Source organism: Rhodococcus sp. 14-1411-2a (assembly GCF_002259485.1).
In the GTDB taxonomy this organism is placed as follows: Bacteria; Actinomycetota; Actinomycetes; order Mycobacteriales; family Mycobacteriaceae; genus Rhodococcoides.
Genome location: NZ_NPGA01000020.1, coordinates 138,134 through 156,036, shown reverse-complemented (window position 1 = coordinate 156,036; position 17,903 = coordinate 138,134). Strand labels below are relative to the sequence as shown.

The window sequence follows — 17,903 nt, the reverse complement described above, 5'->3', positions numbered from 1 at the left end:
GGGACAGAAGTGAAACTGATCAGAACAGCAACGGTAGCGGTGGCGTTGACCGCTGCGGTGGCCACCGGAGCAGGCCATGCTGTGGCAGACCCGTCGTCGGACCCGGTGAATTACGAGACTTCGGTCAACCCGGACGGCACGGTCACCACCATCCTCGATGCCGGGCTGTTCCGGGTCGACGCCACGAGCGAGAACGTGTCCGTCATCGACCAGGCCGGTGCCACGCTCGCAACCGTTCCGCTGGAATACACCATCAACGGCACCGTCTACTCGATCGCACCGCTGATCGGTGCCGAGGGTCGCGAACTGACGTTGACTCCGCAGACGGTTCCCGTCGCCGAGGTCGCAGGTCCGCGGACCAAGCAGCAGGCATTCGACAACATGGTCAACCAGCTCGCAATCGGCTGGAACAACGGTGGCGGTGTCGGCACGGCGATCGGCGCAGGCCTCGGCTTCGCCATCGGCTGTGTATCGATCTTCCCGAACTTCATCTCCGGGTGCATCATCGGAACCGTCATCGGTACGGTTGCCGGCGCGGTCATCGGTACGTCCAACGGAAACCCGCAGGCTCAGCCTGCCGTGTTCGAGTACTTCACCACTCCGTAAGGCAGAACGGCCCCGAGCCGACGGAGGTCCGAACAGCGGGTGGAGCGCGTGCGCTCTACCCGCTGTTCGCTGTCCGCCCGGTCAACGCCCGGCGCATCGACACGGCTTTGACCATCGTCTCCTCGAACTCCTCGTCGGGATCCGACAGTGCCACGATTGCACCACCCACTCCGTACGTCACTTCGTGCTCGGTGGCCACGATCGTGCGAATGACGATCGAGAAGTCTGCGGTGCCGGTGATCGAGAAGTAACCGATGGCACCCGAGTACACCCCGCGCGGTCCGTCTTCGAGCTTGTCGATGATCGCCATCGTGCGGATCTTCGGGGCTCCTGTCATCGAACCACCGGGAAACGCGGCACGGATACAGTCCGCCGCGGATGCGTCCTCGCGCAGGCGGCCACGAACGGTCGAGACCAATTGGTGCACGGGAGCATAGGTTTCGACATCGAACAGCTTCGGTACGTGAACCGACCCCGGCACGCAGACCTGGGCGAGGTCGTTGCGCACCAGATCCACGATCATCAGATTCTCGGCCTTGTCCTTCTCGTTCGCGACGAGATCGGCCTTGAGCGCGTTGTCTTCTTCCGCCGTGGCTCCGCGGGGACGCGTCCCCTTGATCGGCTTGGACTCGACTACGCGGTCGGCGTCGATGCGCAAGAAGCGTTCCGGAGACGCACTCAACACCGACAGCTCGGGAAACTTCAGCAGCGCACTGTACGGAGTGGGGTTGATTTCACGCATGTACGAGTAGGTGGCGGTCGCGTCGATGGAACCGGCTACGGTCGCCGTGTTGGTCAAACAGACCTCGTACGTCTCACCGGAGCGAATCTCGGCGAGGCACTGGGAAATCAGATCGAGGTAGTGGGCACGGTCGTGGCGTAGACGGGGCTCGAGCGATCGATCTGCTCCGAGCAGGGGAGTGCCCGACGCTGGCGCATCCGCGTGGTCGTTCGGGACTGCCTTTCGAGACAAGCCACGCAGGGTCTCGGTGACAGAGTCGAACCACTGCGCCAACACAGGATCCCCGGGGGTGGTGGCCAACCCCATCAGATACAGGGTGCCGGCTTCATGGTCGAACACCAGCGCGCGATCTGCGAAGACCATCGACGCGTCGGGAGTCGAGGCCGTGTGAACCAGTTGGCCACCGGTATCGGCCTTGAGCTCGTATCCCAGATACCCCACGTAGCCGAGTCCGAATGCAAACGGTAGGTCGTGTCGAGGGGGAGTGGACCGCTCTCGCAATCGCTCGTCGATGTAGTCGAAGAATGTCGAGTGGATGCGCTCGGTCGTACCGTCGGCACCTTGCACGGTCACCGTGGTCTCGGCAACCGAGTAGGTCACGTACTCCGCATGAGGACCCGAGCAGTCGCCCATGACGGTGAATCTGCAGTCGGGTTCGAGAGCCGCGCTACCGTCCAGCCAGAAACTCTTCGAGCCGTCCGCGAAAAGAGCGTCGAATACCTGCTCGGAGTCGAAAGCCTCGTCGAGCGAACGTGTTTCGATGGTGAAGATCGAATCCTGAGTCCGTGCGGCGCTCGATGCGGCCGATTGAGCCAGTGTCAGATCGCGGAAGTTGGCGAGTAGTTCGCGGCCGTATTCGGTACTGATCGACTCGGGATGGAACTGAACGCCCCACATGGGCTTGCTCCGGTGCCGCACGGCCATGACCAGTCCGTCGGGCGTCCATGCGACTTCCTCGAAGTCGGCAGGGGTGCGGGTCACCACGAGCGAGTGATACCGCACCACCGAGTAGGGCGAGGGGATTCCGGCGAACAGGTCCACGCCGGAATGAGTGATGTCGGTGATCCTGCCGTGCATCGGCGCGGGCGCGAGATCGACACTGCCACCGAACAGATGGCACAGACCCTGATGCCCGAGGCACACGCCGAGTATCGGTAGACCGGACTCGAGTATCACGCGAGAACTGATCCCGAAGTCCTGCTCCACATCGGGCCGCCCTGGACCGGGTGAGATCACGACGTTGTCGAAAGCCTCGAAATCCAAAGACGTCCACTCGACGTCGTTCTTGACCACCGTCGGCGGCCGTCCGTTCACCTCGGTGAGAAGGCTGTACAGGTTGTAGGTGAACGAATCGTAATTGTCCACCAGGAGCGTATGAATCGTCATCGGCGTGCTTCTACCGTTTCCTGTCGAGGCCCGGCCCGGGCGTCGGAGAATCGATGATCGAATCCTCGACGCGACATGCCTCTGCAATCATCGTTCGGTACAGATCTTCGAGAAAGTCGGGGGACATCCCATTGGCCGACGCGAATTCTCTCGCTCGCTCTGTCACCAATCCGACACGGCCTGGTTGCATCATCGGAATGGCGTGTTCTCGTTTTACGTGTGCAACACGTACACACACATCGATGCGGTCTCGAATTGCAGCGCGCAGAACTTCGTCGATTCCGTCCAACTCGCGCCTCAACTCCGCAAGCTTCTGCTCGCCGACTGCGCGATGGCCTTCCGATTCCGCTTCGGAGGCCGCCGTGCGCAAAGCGTCGGTCGAGCGCTGATCAGAATCCTGGCTCACGAGTTATTGCCCCCTGATTTTTCGAGTGCGATGCCGCTGTTTATCGGTATTGTCCGACAACTGTTACGGCGACCGTTCACGAATCGTCCACTTGTGTGACAACCGATACTCGATGATGGCACCTCGGACAGCCACCTCGCCACTCGATCGTATTGGAATAGCTGGTCAGGCGACAATGAATGCAACAAAGGTCCGCGAAAACATCCGATAAGTTCGATATAAATAAAAAAAACTGCACCGCCGGATTGTTTCCAATCAGGCGGTGCAGAGTGCGGCGAACGTCATGCGCCGCGGCGCTTGACCTTCAGCAGGTCCAAACGCTCTTTGAGAAGCTCCTCGAGCTCGTCGACCGAACGACGCTCGAGCAGCATGTCCCAGTGCGTACGGGGAGGCTTGACTTTCTTGGCCTCCGGCGCGGTTCCCTCGATCAGCGACCCTTCCAGACCGTTGCGGCAAGCCCAGGTTCCGGGAATCTCGGCATCGTCGGCGAACGGTACCTCGAACTCCTCGCCGTTGTCGCACCGGTAGCGCGCAACGCGGCGGGGCGCCAGGTCGTGATCACGGTCGGTCTCGTAGCTGACCGCTCCCAGTCGGCTACCTCGAAGTACACGATCTGCCATGGTGAAGTCCTCTCCATCGATAGTAGGTACGTGCGTCGAAGCCATCCGTCGACATCGAACTACACCGTCTACCCACTGATCTACAACGTCGCCGCGCGTCGGTTCGTTCCCGGGCCGATGAGTCCCGGTGCGATCCCATCGGCGCAGCTTATCGGGCGATCTTACCTCGCGGCCGCAGTAGGCTGAACGACCATGTCCGCCAGAACCCGCCGCGACCAGACATGCGCCTGGTGCGGGCGCCCGGTCGCCGATACAGGAACCGGCCGTAAGCGGCGGTACTGCCGTCAATCGTGCCGTCAGCGAGCCTACGAGCAGCGCAGCGCGACGAAAGGGACGTCGATTCCCGACGACGCCGTCGTGCTGACCGCGGAGGAGGTGTCGGCCGTGGCAGACAGAGCGTTCGAGGTTCGGTGTGCCGCCGAGGACGTCAGCACGGCGGTGGCGGAAGGTGCCGACGCTGCGGAACTGCACCGACTGTGCGCCGAGCTGTTGGCCAAAGCTCATGACGCAGAGCGACTGCGCTGAACTGCGGTTCCTTACTCGTTCACCGACTCCATGGACAATGGTCGTACCGCCCGCGCGACTGCGCAGGCGGTACGACCTAGTGAGGAGCTCCATGGCGTTCTGGGATCAACTCAAATCCAAGGCACAGGAATTGAACGGCCAGCTGCAGACCAAGACCAGCCAGTTCAAGAACAAGGAATTCGCCAACGGCAGCATGGCCATGTGTGCCCTGATCGCGGCGGCGGACGGCACCATCGATCCTGCCGAGCGCCAGAAGACGGCATCACTGATCGCCGGCAACGAGGCTCTGAGAGTGTTCGAGCCCGACGAGCTTCGGCAGAAGTTCGACTGGTACTGCGACAAGCTGCAGGGAGACTTCGACTTCGGGAAGGTCGAGGCGACAGCCACGATCGGCAAGCTGAAGTCGAAGCCCGACCAGGCACGGGCCGTCATCCAGATCGGCATCATCATCGGCGGCGCGGACGGCCACTTCGACGATCACGAGAAGGCTGCCGTGCGCAATGCGTGCTTCGCTGTCGGAATCGATCCGGCCGAGTTCGAGCTCTGAGTCCTTCCGTACGAAAGGACTGCGGTAGTCGATCGTGCTGACGGCGATCGACGAAGTCATCAGGCGACTTCGTCGATCGCCGTTCTCGTCGGCAGTCGTCCGCTGTGAAATGTGGCGTATGCCGGGATACTAGGGGCACTCCGACGGCTTGTGCCGACGTCGAAAGATCCGTTGGAGATCCGGTTGCAGCCCACCAGCAAAGGGACCGTGCATGACAGTTGCCGCGATCTACCTCGTCATCGCCTTCGGTCTGGGCGGACTCGCCATGGTGGTACGGCTAGCTCCCTTGGTCGGGTTTCTCGCTGCCGGTTTCGTCATCAATGCGCTCGATGTCGGTGAGGTGCCCCAGCTCGAGCTGATCGCCGACCTGGGCGTGACACTGCTGTTGTTCGCAATCGGTCTCAAGCTCGACGTTCGTATTCTTCTGCGCCGGGAGGTGTGGCTGACGACATCGGTGCATCTGGTGGCGAGCATCGTGGTCGGTACCACCGTGCTGTGGCTCGCCGCCGTCGCCGGGTTGGCCATGTTGTCCGGCCAAAGTCTGACGACGATAGCGTTGCTCGCATTCGCGATGTCGTTCTCGAGCACAGTGTTCGTGGTCAAGGTTCTGGAAGAGCGAGGGGAGTCGCACGCCCTCTACGGACGGGTGGCGATCGGTGTCCTGGTCATGCAGGACATCGTTGCCGTGGTTTTCCTCACCATAACCAGCGGCTCGCTACCGAGCCCATGGGCGGTGACGCTCGTACTGCTGTGGCCGGTGACGCGGATCCTTCGGAAGATCTGGAGCGGACTCGGCCACGGCGAGATGCAGTCGCTGTTCGGCATCGTGATGGCGCTGGTCCCGGGTTACGCCCTGTTCTCCGCCCTGGGGCTCAAGGGGGATCTGGGCGCACTGGTCATCGGCGTGTTGCTGGCATCGCATCCGGCCTCGTCGGAACTGTCACGATCGCTGTTCCACATCAAGGAACTGCTCCTGGTGGGCTTTTTCGTCTCGATCGGTTTGTCCGGGCTGCCGGACCTACCCAGTCTCGGTGTCGCCCTCCTCATGGTGCTTCTGCTGCCACTCAAATCCGTCCTGTACTTGGCGCTGTTCGCCCTGATGAAGTTGCGATATCGGACCGCGCTCCTGGCCGGACTGAGCCTGATGAACTACTCCGAATTCGGCCTGATCGTCGTGTCGGTAGGAGTGACGACCGGCCTACTCGCACCGGCCTGGCTGGTCGAGATGTCGATCGCCGTGGCTTTGAGTTTCGTCGCGTCGGCTCTGGTGAACGGTCGTGGCCACCTGATGGTCGAGAAGATCGCGACCCGTCTACCCGAGCAGGACGAGTCGAGCTTGCATCCCGAGGAACGCTCCGGCGATGCCGGCGACGCCGAGGTGGTCGTGATCGGAATGGGGCGTGTCGGGTTCGCGGCATATCAGCGGCTCACCGATCACTACGGCCTCGATGCCGTAGGAGTCGACTACGACGGGCCTCGCATTCGTCGCCTGGCCGATCAGGGACTACGAGTCATCGAAGGGGACGCAACCGATCTCGATTTCTGGCATCAACTACGGCATTCCGAGTCGGTACGCATTGCCGTGCTCGCGATGCCGCGTCACGGTGCCAATGTCACAGCACTCGCCTGTCTGCGCGAATCCGGATTCAGTGGAACAGTTGCCGCAGTGGCCCGCTACGACGACGAAGTGCAGTGGGCCAAGGAGCACGGCGTCGACATCGCGTTCAATGTCTACGCAGGTGCGGGGTTGGAATTGGCGGATCAGGTGGCCACCACTTCGCCCGATCCCGTCGGCGACGAAAGCGACTCCGACCTCGATACCTCACAGTCCGAGAAGGTCCATCGGCCGACCACGAAACCGGTACCGCTCGACGAGCATCCGTGACCGACCCCGCCTGGAGCATACGAAGGCCAGGGGAGGTACACCGACTCGGCCACTGGACCGCGGCCTACTCGTCCCAACTCCACCCTTGCAAAACGTCACTGTGACGATTCGTAGGGTTGAAGATGGGCGAGGGGAATGCAAGAGAGTGGCGCAAGCTCCATCGGAATCGCATATTTCGTTCAACCGTCGCAAGGAGCTGCCCGTTGGACAACAGCGCCGAGTGTCCGCCGCAGCGCTCGAGTGGGACGTGCACACAGCGTTCGACGCGGAAGCGTTGTGAATGGGTCGGCCACAGGAACCGAAGTCGCGCGGCGTCCGTCGAGACACCCCTGAACTGCGGCTCTTTTTTGCCGATAATCAACATTATGTCAACTAGTCGGAACCCGCAGCTATACGTCAGTTACAGCGCAATACCTCTCTATTTCAGCGGGCCTGGCTAGCCGGGGAAATCCGCGCTGCGAGATAGTATTTCGTTCGACCGGATGTCGCTCAGGTTTTCTTCCAGCGCGTCGATCACGGCATCGTATCCGCTGTTGCCCAGGATCAGCCGGTGTGGCGGTGGGTCCTGGGCCATCGCTGCGACCACCGCACGGGCACCGCGATGCGGGTCTCCCGGTTGCACCCCGTTCATGTCGACGAAGGCGGCCCGCACCTGTTCCAGCATCTCGCGGTATTCCGGAATGGCCTCCCCGATGGGCTCGTCGGCGAATCCGGCGTACGCGTTCGTGCGGAAAGCGCCCGGTTCGACTGCCAACACGGAGATGCCGTGCTCGGCGACTTCCTGGCGCAGCGCGTCGGTGATGGCCTCGATCGCGTATTTTGTGGCGCTGTAGTAGCCGAATCCGACCGCCGCCAGAAGCCCGGCCACCGAGGACACGTTGACGATCCACCCGCTTCCGCGAGTGCGCATACCTGGTAGCACTGCGCGCGTGACGGACAGCACGGCGAAGAAGTTCAGCTCGAACATCGCCCGTATCGAAGACTCGTCCATTCCCTCGATCGATCCGTACCAGCCTCGACCGGCGTTGTTGACCAGCACGTCGATACTGCCGAAATGCTCCTCGGCCGTGTGCACCGCGCGGAGCACCTGTGCCGCGTCGGTGACATCCATGGGCACGACGAGAACGCGGTCACCGTAACGATCGGCCCACGACACCAATTCCTCCGGACGCCGGGCGGTGAGTACCACGCGGTCCCCCGCCTCCAGCGCCACCTCGGCGTACGCCATGCCGAAACCGCCGGGTGTGCCACCGGTGATGAACCATCGCTTGCTCATGGCTCGATCACCAGCCGCTGAATCAGCGCGCCGTCGAGCGTGAAGCGGTAGTGCAGGTCGACGACTCCCCCGGGGAAGTTGCCTTCCAGATGCTGCTCGACGTCGACAGTCGTACCGGTCGTGGTCGCTCCGGTGAACTCGCTCGTGTAGGTGTACTCACTCTCACTGACCGAGGCGATCAGCCAGGCCTCGATCTCGTCTCGGCCCGAGTAGTCGTGGCCCTCGTCGGTTACCACGGCATCCGCGGTGAATACGGTGAGCCCGCGAGCGCCTTGCTTGGAGTCGAGTGCGGTCATGAACTTCTTCACGTTGTCCGGGAGTCCATCCCATTGTGTGGTCATGACCTCACGGTGATGCCTCCCCCAAGGGGAGTGTCAACACCAGGTCCACCCCGGTAAAACACTGCTCACAAATATTCAGACGGATCGTAGAAAACAGCGAGCAGAATCGAGCCGATCGGCGTCGTAGTCCTCCCACTTCGCTACAGGCACATCCTGACGCCCGACCTCGACGAAACTGCGTTTGGCGAAGAACTCCGCGGCCTCACTGCTGACGGTGACCGCGAACAGGGTCGAGATGCCCTTCGTGCGGCAGACCTCCAACAATCCGTCCATCAACAAGCCGCCTGCTCCCAGTCCGGAGAACTCGGCGACTGTGATCAAACCGGACACTTCGCCGAATCCGGTTCCGGCGTAACGGTCCACCTCCAGTCCGACGATGCCGGCGAGGTGCCCCGTGCGCAGTACCCGAGCTCCGAGCCCACCAACAGCCATCCTGGCAATCTCGATCCGACTGCGCTGCTTGAGAACCCCCTCTCGCACTCCCTGTGCCACCAAAGCCTCGATTGCCGGGAAATCGTCCACCTGTAGCGAGGCCAAGTGCAGGTAGCGGCCTTGGGTCAGGACGGTCCCTCGGCCGTCGAATGTGAACAGCTCGAATTCGAGATCCTCAGCACGACAGAGGTTTACGCTGTATGCACCACCGGCAAGTGCTGCCTCGGCGGCTGGGGGGAAATCGTCGAGCCCCCGTTCGGCCAGGTGGGCGACCAGGCGCTCGCGGTGCAGGTCGATGTCGGCGAAGCTACGAGGAGGATTACCCCAGCCCCCGCCCGGATCGGTCAGGACCATCTTCGATGCCCGCACGCTCGCAGACACGGTGCCGGCAGTACGCGCGACAGCGTCCGCCTCCGCCCCGATCACGACGCATTCCGAGTCCGCGATTGCGAGCCACAGGCGGGCGACGGACTCGTCGTTCCAGACAGTCGCACCGGTCATTTCCACACCACCGACTGCAGCAGTGACTTCCGGAACATGGTCGGCCGGAACCACGAATATGAATCGCGTGTCGCCAGTGCCGAACTCGCCGACCGTCCGTTCCACTGCCTCCAGAGCCGCGACGCTCACCATGGGCAGGGCGATCACGATCGTGACCCCGCGGAACTCCTCGACGAAGAAGTCTCGCTCGGCAACAGGCACCCCGCTGGACGTCAGCTCTACCGCCGCCTCGCGCGGGACCGCTGGTCGCGGCCGCAATTTTCGTGGGTTCGCGCGCAGATCGTGGTTCGTCATGATGGGTCCCAGTGTGGACTGTCGACTCACACCCCGCAACGTCCGAATCAGTAGGTGTAGTTGATATCTCGGGAGAACGTGAATCCGCCCGTGGGTGCGGTACACCCGATTATGTCGTCGGGCCCGGACCGGCACACCACGTCCTCGACCGACAGCACCTGGCCGAACTCGAGTATTGGGGCGTTCGCATCCACGTAGATGCCCTGTGTCGTGCACATGCTTTCCGAGCCCGCCGCGGTTACGCGAACAGCGACCTTGTCGTTCTCTGCGTTCGAGCATTGCGGTCCGTCGAAATGATTTCTGCCGTCCACGGCCTGACATCCCACTCGCCCCTCGGGCCCGTCGGCGTCCCAGATGCCGCAGTGAATGTTGCCCGTCGGCGACGTGAAGTTGTATTTGTCACTCCCCGTCCGGAACGTCACGGGATCGACGTTGCCTGGTTCGTCTCCCGACGGCTGCAAGATCGCACCACCACCCGGCACCAGGTCCGCTGCTTCCTCCGGCGTTCGCGTCGGCGGAGCGACTGCCGATTCCTGTGGGGATTCGGCCTCGAGCCGAGTCGGCGGCTCGGCCACAACCGACGACTCGGTATTCGTCCTCGCGGGCGACGTCGTCGTCTCAGCGGGCACACGCGTCGTGTCCGGCGCGGCACTGGTGTCCGAATCGCCACTTGCACAACCACCTAGGGCCAATCCGCACACAGTCGCGACCAGAACAACTGACTTCCTAGCAATTGTCACGTTTTCTCTTTTCTCTTTCGAGTCGACATGAAGACGTCACGGCTCTCGCCCGCCGGGAGCCGGTTCGGCGCTGTTCAGCGGGCCGGCACCTCGAAGGTGGGGCTAGGTGTATGCGCGGCACTCGTTCTGAAGGTGACCGTGAGCGGACCCTCCCCTGTCTCGATGTCCACGTAAGGGTTTGCCACATTGGGGCCCTGGAACCGCCAGCTCGCCACCCGCTGCTCGGCGGTTCCACTGAGTCCGGTGTCGTGGTTACGCCAATCCGCATAGATGCTCAGATAGCACTCGTAGTCGGCTGATCCTGCCCATGCCGGGCTGTACAGGTGGGTGGTGAAATTCGCACGAATCTCGTTGGGCGCGTAGCCGCTCTGGACATTCACATCGACGGTACCGCCGAGACATTGGGGAACCTCGGCGAGCGTGTAAATCCGTTGTTGCGGCGAGAAGTATCTCTCCTGGGCACCGGCTTGCGCGGCGCTGGTACCGATCACGGCTGTGAGCGCGCTGGCGAGGACGAGTGAACGAGTGACGACCGGATGCTTCTTCATGACCCTCCATGGATGTGCGCGGTGTACTTTCAGGAGTCAACGTAACACTTGCCTAGACGGAAAGTGTTAGAGTTGCCAACATGGAAAGCAATCAGTCGCCGGACGACGTGCGCGATCTGCTGGGTGCGCTCCACGCCGATCGCGTCTGCCTCGCAGATCGTCTCGCTGCACCGTCCTGGTTCTACCCGGTCTTCGCCGCCGTGACCGCTCTGCACATAGGAACGCCGGTATTGCCGGACAGCAAAGTGGGTGCCGCATTCGCCGCCCTCCCGGTGGCAGCAGCCGCGACATTGGCTCTGCTCTACCCCCGGATATCCGGGGTGCGACCGGCGGCAGTAGGCATGGTGGGATGGGGTGTTCTCATCGGGCTCCTGGTGAGTGTGCTCGGCTTGTTGAGCGTGTCCTACGGTGTGGTGGCGTCGCGGTCTGCGTGGTGGGTACTTCTGCCGCAGGCCGTGTGCTTTGTCGTCGTGCTGTTCGGCGGTCGTCTGTTCGACGGCGTGTACCGAACCCATCTGCACGCTGGAGGCATCCGGCAGCTCACCGGCCGCCGGTCCAGGAGTAACTGATCGTGACCGAAGATCCCGGTGTCGGACCGAAATTCGATTCCGTCATCCATGCTCCAATCCGCTTGCGCGTCTGCGGAATTCTGCGGCGAATCGACGAAATCGACTTCGCGGTCATACGCGACACACTCGAGATCAGCGACGCGTCGCTGTCGAAACATCTCAAAGCGCTCTCCGACGCGGGCTACGTCTCGATGAAGAAGACTGCGTCGCTGTCACGTTCGGACTCGAGGAGAGTGACGTGGGTGAAGCTGACAGGTGCCGGACGGGAAGCGTTCGATTCTCATATCGCCGAGCTTCTTGTCATCGCCCACGGCCACCCGGAACCATCGCCGTCGCGACCACCCCTCGTGACGTGGAGTCCGACCTTCGGTGCCACCCCCGAATTGGGCTGAACTGCATGTCACCGGGTGCAATTTCCACCACCCAGCATCCGAACGAACCGCCGCTGGTACCGTCGACGCCGAGCCTGAATCCGATCACCGCCATCGGCGACGACAGACTGCCCGTTGTCCGACCGGCACAGCCATCAGCTGGGGTCGGCCGCACAACGACGAATCGCCCCACTCCCCTGCACTCTGTGCTCACGTCGATCGGCTGACCGTGATCATCAACGGCGACAACCACTTCGGGGACGAGGTCGCACATCCATTCGTCGCTCGCATTCGTGTCGGGCAGCGTTCGTGCCGAACAGCGGACGGTCGTGCGGTGCTCGGGGTCGTTCGGATCGACAGTGATCGGCGTCGAACAGACGTACAAGGTGTGCGGTGAACGGCGCGACGACCTGCCTGGCTTACGACAAGTCCTGGCCGACAGATTCGAGCAGGTAGAGGTCACGATGGTGGGAAATGTGGCGTTCTTCGTCGCTCGACATCCCATCGAGGCACGACAACGGACAGACTGATACCCGGCGCGGACTGTTCGGGCACACTGACCACGAACGACGAATAACATGGACCCGGAGCCGCACGTATCCCGGCCCACACGGATCGGAGGGCCGATGTTCGATCTCCCGGGCGATCCGGTGAGTCTTCGATCCTTCCTGGAACGCTCCCCTGATTTCGTTGCGCTGTCCGATTTCACGGGGAAGATTCTGTACATCAATCCGGCGGGTTCGGAGCTGATCGGGGTCACGGACGTGGCCGATATCGGCCAGCTGTCGGCTTTGGATCTGCTGACTTCCAACGGACTCGATCTCACCGACGACATCGCCGCCGGTCTGCTCTCCGAAGGCAAGTGGGAGGGCTACTGCGAGCTGCGCCATCACGTGACCGGTACCGGCATGCCGGTCGTGGTGTCTTCCTATGTGATCAGTCGTGACGACGGTGGCCCCGACGTGGTCGTATCCACCATCAGGCACCGACACACGGTGGAACAGCGCAGTGCCAGGATGGCGGCCGACGCGGTGATCGCCGGTCGTCACGCGCTGGAGCAGAAGGCTCTCGCCGATCTGAGCCGATTCGCCGTCATCGCCGAGCTACCCAGGTTGCTCACCGCAGCAACCGACACGGCCGCCACCTTGATCGGCGTGGGCAACTCCGCCATCGCCCATCTCGAGCACCCGACCGATCCGTACTTGACCATGGACGCGGCCAGCGGTGCACTCGGCTTGCGTCAGAACGTTCCGTCCGGGAACGGTTCGTTGGTGGGATTCGTCCTGACGCTCTCGGAGCCTGTCGTGTGCAACGACAGTCACGCCGAGAAGCGTTTCCGTACCGACACGATGCTCTCTCTCGGCCTCCGCAGCGGCGTCGGAGTCCCCATCTTCACCGCCGCCGGAAAAGCATGGGGAGTTCTTTCCATCCACAGCGCCGAGGCCCGCCTCTATCGTGACGAAGAAGTGTCGTTTCTCAGTTCGGTGGCCGGCATCGTATCCGCGGCGATCCGACGGATCGACCTCGAACTCCAACTGCGACGACGTAGCACGCACGACGCCCTGACCGGTCTGCCGAACCGTACCCTCGCGTACGAGGTCATAGATTCGGCGTTGGACCGCGCCAGACAACAGTCAGGCACCGTAGCACTGCTTCTACTCGACATCGACGACTTCAAGATCATCAACGACAGCCTGGGACACGACGCCGGGGACAGAGCGTTGGTCAAGTTCGTCGAACGGCTCGCCTCGGCCATCAGAGACGCCGACACCATCGCGCGCCTGGGCGGAGACGAATTCTTGATCGTCTGCGAAGGCGTCGACAGCGTTGCTCACGCGGAGGAACTCGCTCGAAACATCTCGAGTTCCATCGCCGTTCCTTTCTCCGCCGAAGACGTGCCCATCCCCTTGAGCGCCAGCATCGGTATCGCGGTGTCCGAACCTAATTCGAGTCGGCACGAGCTTATCCACCGCGCCGACTTGGCCATGTACCGCGCAAAAGACAGTGGTACCGGTGGGCACGCAGTGTTCGATCCCACCGATCTCTACGATGCGGATCGCATCAGGTCGCTGTCGATCGATCTCCGAGCGGCGCTGCTCGCCGATGAACTCACTCTCGCCTACCAACCGTTGGTGGACATCGCCACCCGGAAGATCGTTGCCGTGGAGGCGCTCGCCCGCTGGAATCACCGCGAACTCGGGCCCATCGAACCGAGCGAGTTCGTCGGAGTCGCCGAAAGAACTGGTCTTGCAACTCCTTTGGGCGCGTGGGCGCTGCGTACTGCATGCACCGCCGCGGCGCGGTGGCGAACGTTCTCCGACATCGTGGTCCGCGTCAACGTCAGCGCGCTTCAACTCCGCGATCCCGATTTTCCCACCGAGGTCGCCTCGGTACTGGAAGAGACGGGACTGCCTGCCTTCGCTCTCGGCCTCGAGGTGACCGAAACCGTGTGGGTCGCCGACACCGAACGGGTCGCCGACACCGTCTCCGCCCTGCACGCCATGGGGGTGGCTCTCTTGCTCGACGATATGGGCAAAGGCCACAGCTCCATGTCGTATCTCGACCGCTACCCCATGTTCGAGTGCTTCAAGATCGACAAGTCGTACATAGCCCGGCTGCCGGCCCCTCGGGCACGTGCGATCGTCTCGGCAATCGTCTCGCTCGCCCGCGCATTCGACGTCACCGTCGTCGGCGAGGGAGTCGAAACCGAGGAGCAACTCGACGCACTGGCCGCCACCGGCTGCGACTTCGCGCAAGGATACCTCTTGGGTCGGCCGGTCGGTGCCGGAGCCATCGCCGATCTGCTTCTCGGCGATCGATGAACCCCCACCACGAGGGCAAGTTCGTGGGCCGCGCACCTGTGGCCTGATCCTGACTTCGAATCATTCGATGCACAGCCGGTTTCGTCGGCATTGGTGTCTGGGGACTGGATCGAAAGGGACCGTTACTTCCTGGCCCCTTTCAATGTATAGCGCACCCAGGGGCTTGCGGCAAGACCCCGTACAGGGCTCAGAATTGCACGCTGCAGCCACGTAGCAATCGATCGGAGTCCTGTGAAACATGCGTACCCGAGTGTTTTCGACCTACCCGACAATCTCGCGCGCAAGCGTGACTCGGCATTGATCGGCCAAGACGAGCAACACTTTTCAGCTATTCGCTCGAGTATCGAGAAGTCTCGTCTCGACACGTCGGCACGGCTGGAGGCAGCACAGAAGTCGTCGGGCCGAATGGGCCGAGAAGTGATGGAACGCGACTTCGAGATACACCGCTTGGGCGGCCGCCTCCGTTCACTGCGTCGGTACGGAGTCGATCTGTGCCTGGGTCGCGTCGTGACCACCGACGCGGACGAGCCGGTATACATCGGACGACTCGGACTGCTGGGAACCGCGGGCGAGCAACTCCTCGTCGACTGGCGCTCCCCCGCAGCCGAACCGTTCTTCGGTGCTACTCACGCCAATCCCATGGGGCTGCGAAGTCGTCGTCGATACAGGTGGACGAACGGCACCATCACCGACTACTGGGACGAGGTGTTCGATCTGACCGGACCGATCTCCGATGCTGCGCTGGACGATCAGTCCGCCTTCATCGCCAGTCTGGGTGCGGCGCGTTCACCTCGGATGCGCGACGTGCTGGGCACCGTCCAGGCAGATCAGGATGCGATCATTCGGTCGGACGCCCGCGGCGCGCTGGTCGTCGACAGTGGTCCTGGAACCGGGAAAACCGTCGTCGCCCTGCATCGCACCGCGTATCTGCTGTACACGGAGACGCGTCTCGGACACAGCCGCGGCGGCGTGCTGTTCGTCGGCCCACACGAGCCGTACCTCGCTTACGTTTCCGACGTCCTACCGAGTCTGGGCGAGGACGGTGTGCAGACCTGTACTCTTCGAGATCTCGTCGCCGAAGGAACGAACGCGATCGACGAGACGAATCCTTCTGTCGCGCAATTGAAGGCGACCGAGAGCATGAGCGTGGCGATCGAAGCGGGCGTTGCGTTCTACGAGCAGCCACCGACTCGGACCATGATCGTGGAGACCGAATGGGCCGATCTGACATTGACTGCGGCCGATTGGGCCGAGGCCTTCGAGGCACCCGACCCCGGCACTCCACACAACGAGGCTCGTGAACAGGTTTGGGAATTGCTGCTGACGATTCTGATGGACCGCTACGACGGCGACGAGGCCCCGACCGACATACGAAAGTCACTGCAGAACAACGAGTCTCTGCGCGCGGAGCTGGAACGATCCTGGACGATCATCGATGCTCCCGACCTCGTCGCAGACCTGTGGAGCGTGCCGGCGTACCTTCGTTCGTGCGCACCATGGCTCGCCCCCGAGGACGTCCGCGCACTACAACGACCCGATCCGACGCGATGGACGGTGGCCGATCTCCCGCTGCTCGACGCCGCACGAATGCGGCTGGGAGATCCTGAACATGCACGGCGCATTCGGCGTCGGGAGCTGGCAGCTGTACACGAGCGCGCGCGAATGGACCGCGTCGTCGATGAACTCATGGCCGCCGACGACGACGAGATGATGGCTGCGCAGTTGCGGCAGGATGGGATTCGCGATGCGCTCGTCGATTCGGCGGGCTTCGAGGAGATCCCGTCGGATCCGTTGTCGGGGCCGTTCGCACACATCGTCGTCGACGAGGCGCAAGAATTGACCGACGCCCAGTGGCAGATGGTCCTGCGCCGGTGCCCGTCGGGCAGCATCACCATCGTCGGAGACCGCGCGCAAGCGCGTCTGGGATTCGCCGAGTCCTGGCGCGAACGACTTCGACGGGTCGGACTCGACCGGGTCAGGATTGCCACCCTCGGCGTCAATTACCGCACCCCGCAGGAAGTCATGGCCGAAGCCGAGCCGGTGATCCGCGCGGCGCTGCCGGACGCGAATGTCCCGGTCTCCATCCGCAGTACCGGAGTGCCCGTCGAGTACGGAGACACGGCAGAGCTGGCGTCGATACTCGATCGCTGGCTGCAGTCGAACAACGACGGAATCGCCTGCGTCATCGGCGATCCCACGTTTGTCCCGTCGGAGCGCATCCGCTCGCTGACACCACAGTCGTCGAAGGGCCTCGAATTCGACCTGGTCGTACTCATCGACCCGGATTCGTTCGGCTCAGGAACAGCCGGTGCCGTCGACAGGTACGTGGCCATGACACGAGCGACCGGACATCTGGTCGTTCTGACCACTCAGCGCGAGGCCGCACCGAGGACGCCCAGCACGGCATGAATTGCCGGGCTGGCATCAGCGCTGCGCCGCCACGCGGCCTGCACCTCACGAGCGGGAGCGCGCTCGAGCGGAACCGCGACTAGACCGGCACCGAGCACCGGACGCGCGAGGCGAGGAACGAGAGCGAGCACGTCGTCCGCTTCGACCAGCGCGAGTTGCGTGGAGAAATCATCGACGAGATGGCGAACATCGATCTCGGCGGATGTCTCGGCGAACAGCCGCCGAAACCACTGGTGACAGACCGTCCCGGCCGGGCTCGTCACCCACGGGTACCGGGCGAGTTCCGCATGGGTCAACGCGGTCTCGCGTCGGGCGAGAGGGTGGGTTCGCTTCATGATCACGTCGCCGAAGTCCAGGTGAATCGGTTGGCGAACGACCGAGGGAGGAGCGGGTGCCGATACCCCGTCTGCATCGTGCACCAGCGCCAAATCTGCGGTCCCGGCATAGACGCTGTGCAGTGCACGATCCGGATCCTCCTCGCTGATGTGCACCGTCAGATCGGGATACCGTTGGTCCAGCTCGATCAGCGCGGGAGCCACCAATCCACGCACCGCGGTCGAGAAGCCGACCAACCGAACGACCCCACGAGCGACGCCCCCGTCGGCGGATCGAGCGGCCTCGACGCAGCGTTCCAGAGCGTCGAACACCTCCCCCGCGGACTCGACCACCGCCCGACCTGCGGGGGTGAGCACCACGCCTCTGCCTGCCTGTGCCAGTACCGGGGTGCCGATCTGCCGTTCGAGTCGTTTGATCTGCTGGGAGATCGCCGAGGAGGTGTAGCCGAGCTCGTCGGCGGCCCGCGCAAGAGTGCCGAGTGCAGCCACAGCGCGCAGTGCGTGCAGGGCGCTGGTATCGATCATGAAGGAACAGTACGCAGTAATGC

General features: G+C 63.0%; 17 protein-coding genes. 8 read left to right on the top strand and 9 right to left on the bottom strand.

Annotation, left to right across the window (positions count from 1 at the left end):
* Window positions 1–9: 9 nt before the first annotated feature.
* Window positions 10–606, top strand: a complete 597-nt coding sequence (locus tag CH291_RS21825) for a hypothetical protein (protein WP_094641778.1) — start codon at window positions 10–12, stop codon at window positions 604–606.
* Between the two features lie 55 nt (window positions 607–661).
* Here CH291_RS21825 and pabB read toward each other — a convergent pair whose 3' ends face one another.
* The 3 genes from pabB to CH291_RS21810 form a co-directional block, all read right to left on the bottom strand.
* Window positions 662–2,734, bottom strand: a complete 2,073-nt coding sequence (gene pabB, locus CH291_RS21820; RefSeq protein WP_094641776.1) for an aminodeoxychorismate synthase component I — start codon at window positions 2,732–2,734, stop codon at window positions 662–664.
* A gap of 10 nt (window positions 2,735–2,744) precedes the next feature.
* Window positions 2,745–3,140, bottom strand: a complete 396-nt coding sequence (locus CH291_RS21815) for a chorismate mutase family protein (RefSeq protein ID WP_082898863.1) — start codon at window positions 3,138–3,140, stop codon at window positions 2,745–2,747.
* A gap of 281 nt (window positions 3,141–3,421) precedes the next feature.
* Complete coding sequence (locus CH291_RS21810) at window positions 3,422–3,760, bottom strand: RNA polymerase-binding protein RbpA (protein WP_094688636.1); 339 nt, start codon at window positions 3,758–3,760, stop codon at window positions 3,422–3,424.
* Window positions 3,761–3,952: 192 nt separating this feature from the next.
* Between CH291_RS21810 and CH291_RS21805 the strand changes: the two genes are divergently transcribed.
* From CH291_RS21805 to CH291_RS21795, 3 genes are all read left to right on the top strand, one after another.
* A complete protein-coding gene (locus CH291_RS21805) occupies window positions 3,953–4,285 on the top strand; it encodes a hypothetical protein (protein ID WP_068051195.1) in 333 nt (110 codons plus the stop codon).
* A gap of 91 nt (window positions 4,286–4,376) precedes the next feature.
* Window positions 4,377–4,832: a tellurite resistance TerB family protein gene (locus tag CH291_RS21800; RefSeq protein ID WP_032398482.1), complete on the top strand. Its 456-nt coding sequence runs from the start codon at window positions 4,377–4,379 to the stop codon at window positions 4,830–4,832.
* A gap of 211 nt (window positions 4,833–5,043) precedes the next feature.
* Complete coding sequence (locus tag CH291_RS21795; protein ID WP_094688635.1) at window positions 5,044–6,717, top strand: cation:proton antiporter family protein; 1,674 nt, start codon at window positions 5,044–5,046, stop codon at window positions 6,715–6,717.
* A gap of 436 nt (window positions 6,718–7,153) precedes the next feature.
* Here CH291_RS21795 and CH291_RS21790 read toward each other — a convergent pair whose 3' ends face one another.
* The 5 genes from CH291_RS21790 to CH291_RS21770 all read right to left on the bottom strand — a co-directional run bounded on the left by CH291_RS21790 (window position 7,154) and on the right by CH291_RS21770 (window position 10,849).
* Entirely contained in the window at window positions 7,154–7,993 is an 840-nt protein-coding gene (locus tag CH291_RS21790; protein WP_094688633.1) for an SDR family NAD(P)-dependent oxidoreductase, read from the bottom strand.
* Window positions 7,990–8,334 (bottom strand): nuclear transport factor 2 family protein, encoded by a 345-nt coding sequence (locus tag CH291_RS21785; protein ID WP_255183147.1) that lies wholly within the window; start codon window positions 8,332–8,334, stop codon window positions 7,990–7,992. The genes CH291_RS21790 and CH291_RS21785 overlap by 4 nt, the downstream gene beginning before the upstream one ends.
* Before the next feature lie 75 nt (window positions 8,335–8,409).
* Entirely contained in the window at window positions 8,410–9,561 is a 1,152-nt protein-coding gene (locus CH291_RS21780) for a GNAT family N-acetyltransferase (protein WP_094688632.1), read from the bottom strand.
* A 47-nt stretch (window positions 9,562–9,608) separates the two neighbouring features.
* Entirely contained in the window at window positions 9,609–10,136 is a 528-nt protein-coding gene (locus tag CH291_RS21775; protein ID WP_082899477.1) for a hypothetical protein, read from the bottom strand.
* Window positions 10,137–10,375: 239 nt separating this feature from the next.
* Window positions 10,376–10,849 carry a hypothetical protein gene (locus tag CH291_RS21770; RefSeq protein WP_068047269.1) on the bottom strand — a complete coding sequence of 158 codons (474 nt, stop codon included), beginning with the start codon at window positions 10,847–10,849 and terminating at the stop codon, window positions 10,376–10,378.
* Between the two features lie 80 nt (window positions 10,850–10,929).
* Between CH291_RS21770 and CH291_RS21765 the strand changes: the two genes are divergently transcribed.
* The 4 genes from CH291_RS21765 to helR all read left to right on the top strand — a co-directional run bounded on the left by CH291_RS21765 (window position 10,930) and on the right by helR (window position 17,020).
* On the top strand, window positions 10,930–11,418 hold the full coding sequence (locus tag CH291_RS21765) for a hypothetical protein (protein WP_094688630.1): 489 nt from the start codon (window positions 10,930–10,932) through the stop codon (window positions 11,416–11,418).
* A 2-nt stretch (window positions 11,419–11,420) separates the two neighbouring features.
* Window positions 11,421–11,810, top strand: coding sequence for a transcriptional regulator (locus tag CH291_RS21760; RefSeq protein WP_068047274.1), 390 nt, complete (start codon window positions 11,421–11,423; stop codon window positions 11,808–11,810).
* A 605-nt stretch (window positions 11,811–12,415) separates the two neighbouring features.
* The gene (locus tag CH291_RS21750) at window positions 12,416–14,611 is read left to right on the top strand and encodes a sensor domain-containing protein (protein WP_094688629.1); all 2,196 of its coding nucleotides are present in this window, start codon (window positions 12,416–12,418) and stop codon (window positions 14,609–14,611) included.
* Window positions 14,612–14,842: 231 nt separating this feature from the next.
* Entirely contained in the window at window positions 14,843–17,020 is a 2,178-nt protein-coding gene (gene helR / locus CH291_RS21745) for an RNA polymerase recycling motor ATPase HelR (RefSeq protein WP_094688627.1), read from the top strand.
* Here helR and CH291_RS21740 read toward each other — a convergent pair.
* The gene (locus tag CH291_RS21740; protein WP_094688625.1) at window positions 16,981–17,880 is read right to left on the bottom strand and encodes a LysR family transcriptional regulator; all 900 of its coding nucleotides are present in this window, start codon (window positions 17,878–17,880) and stop codon (window positions 16,981–16,983) included. The two genes, helR and CH291_RS21740, sit on opposite strands and share 40 nt — an antisense overlap.
* Window positions 17,881–17,903 lie beyond the last annotated feature (23 nt).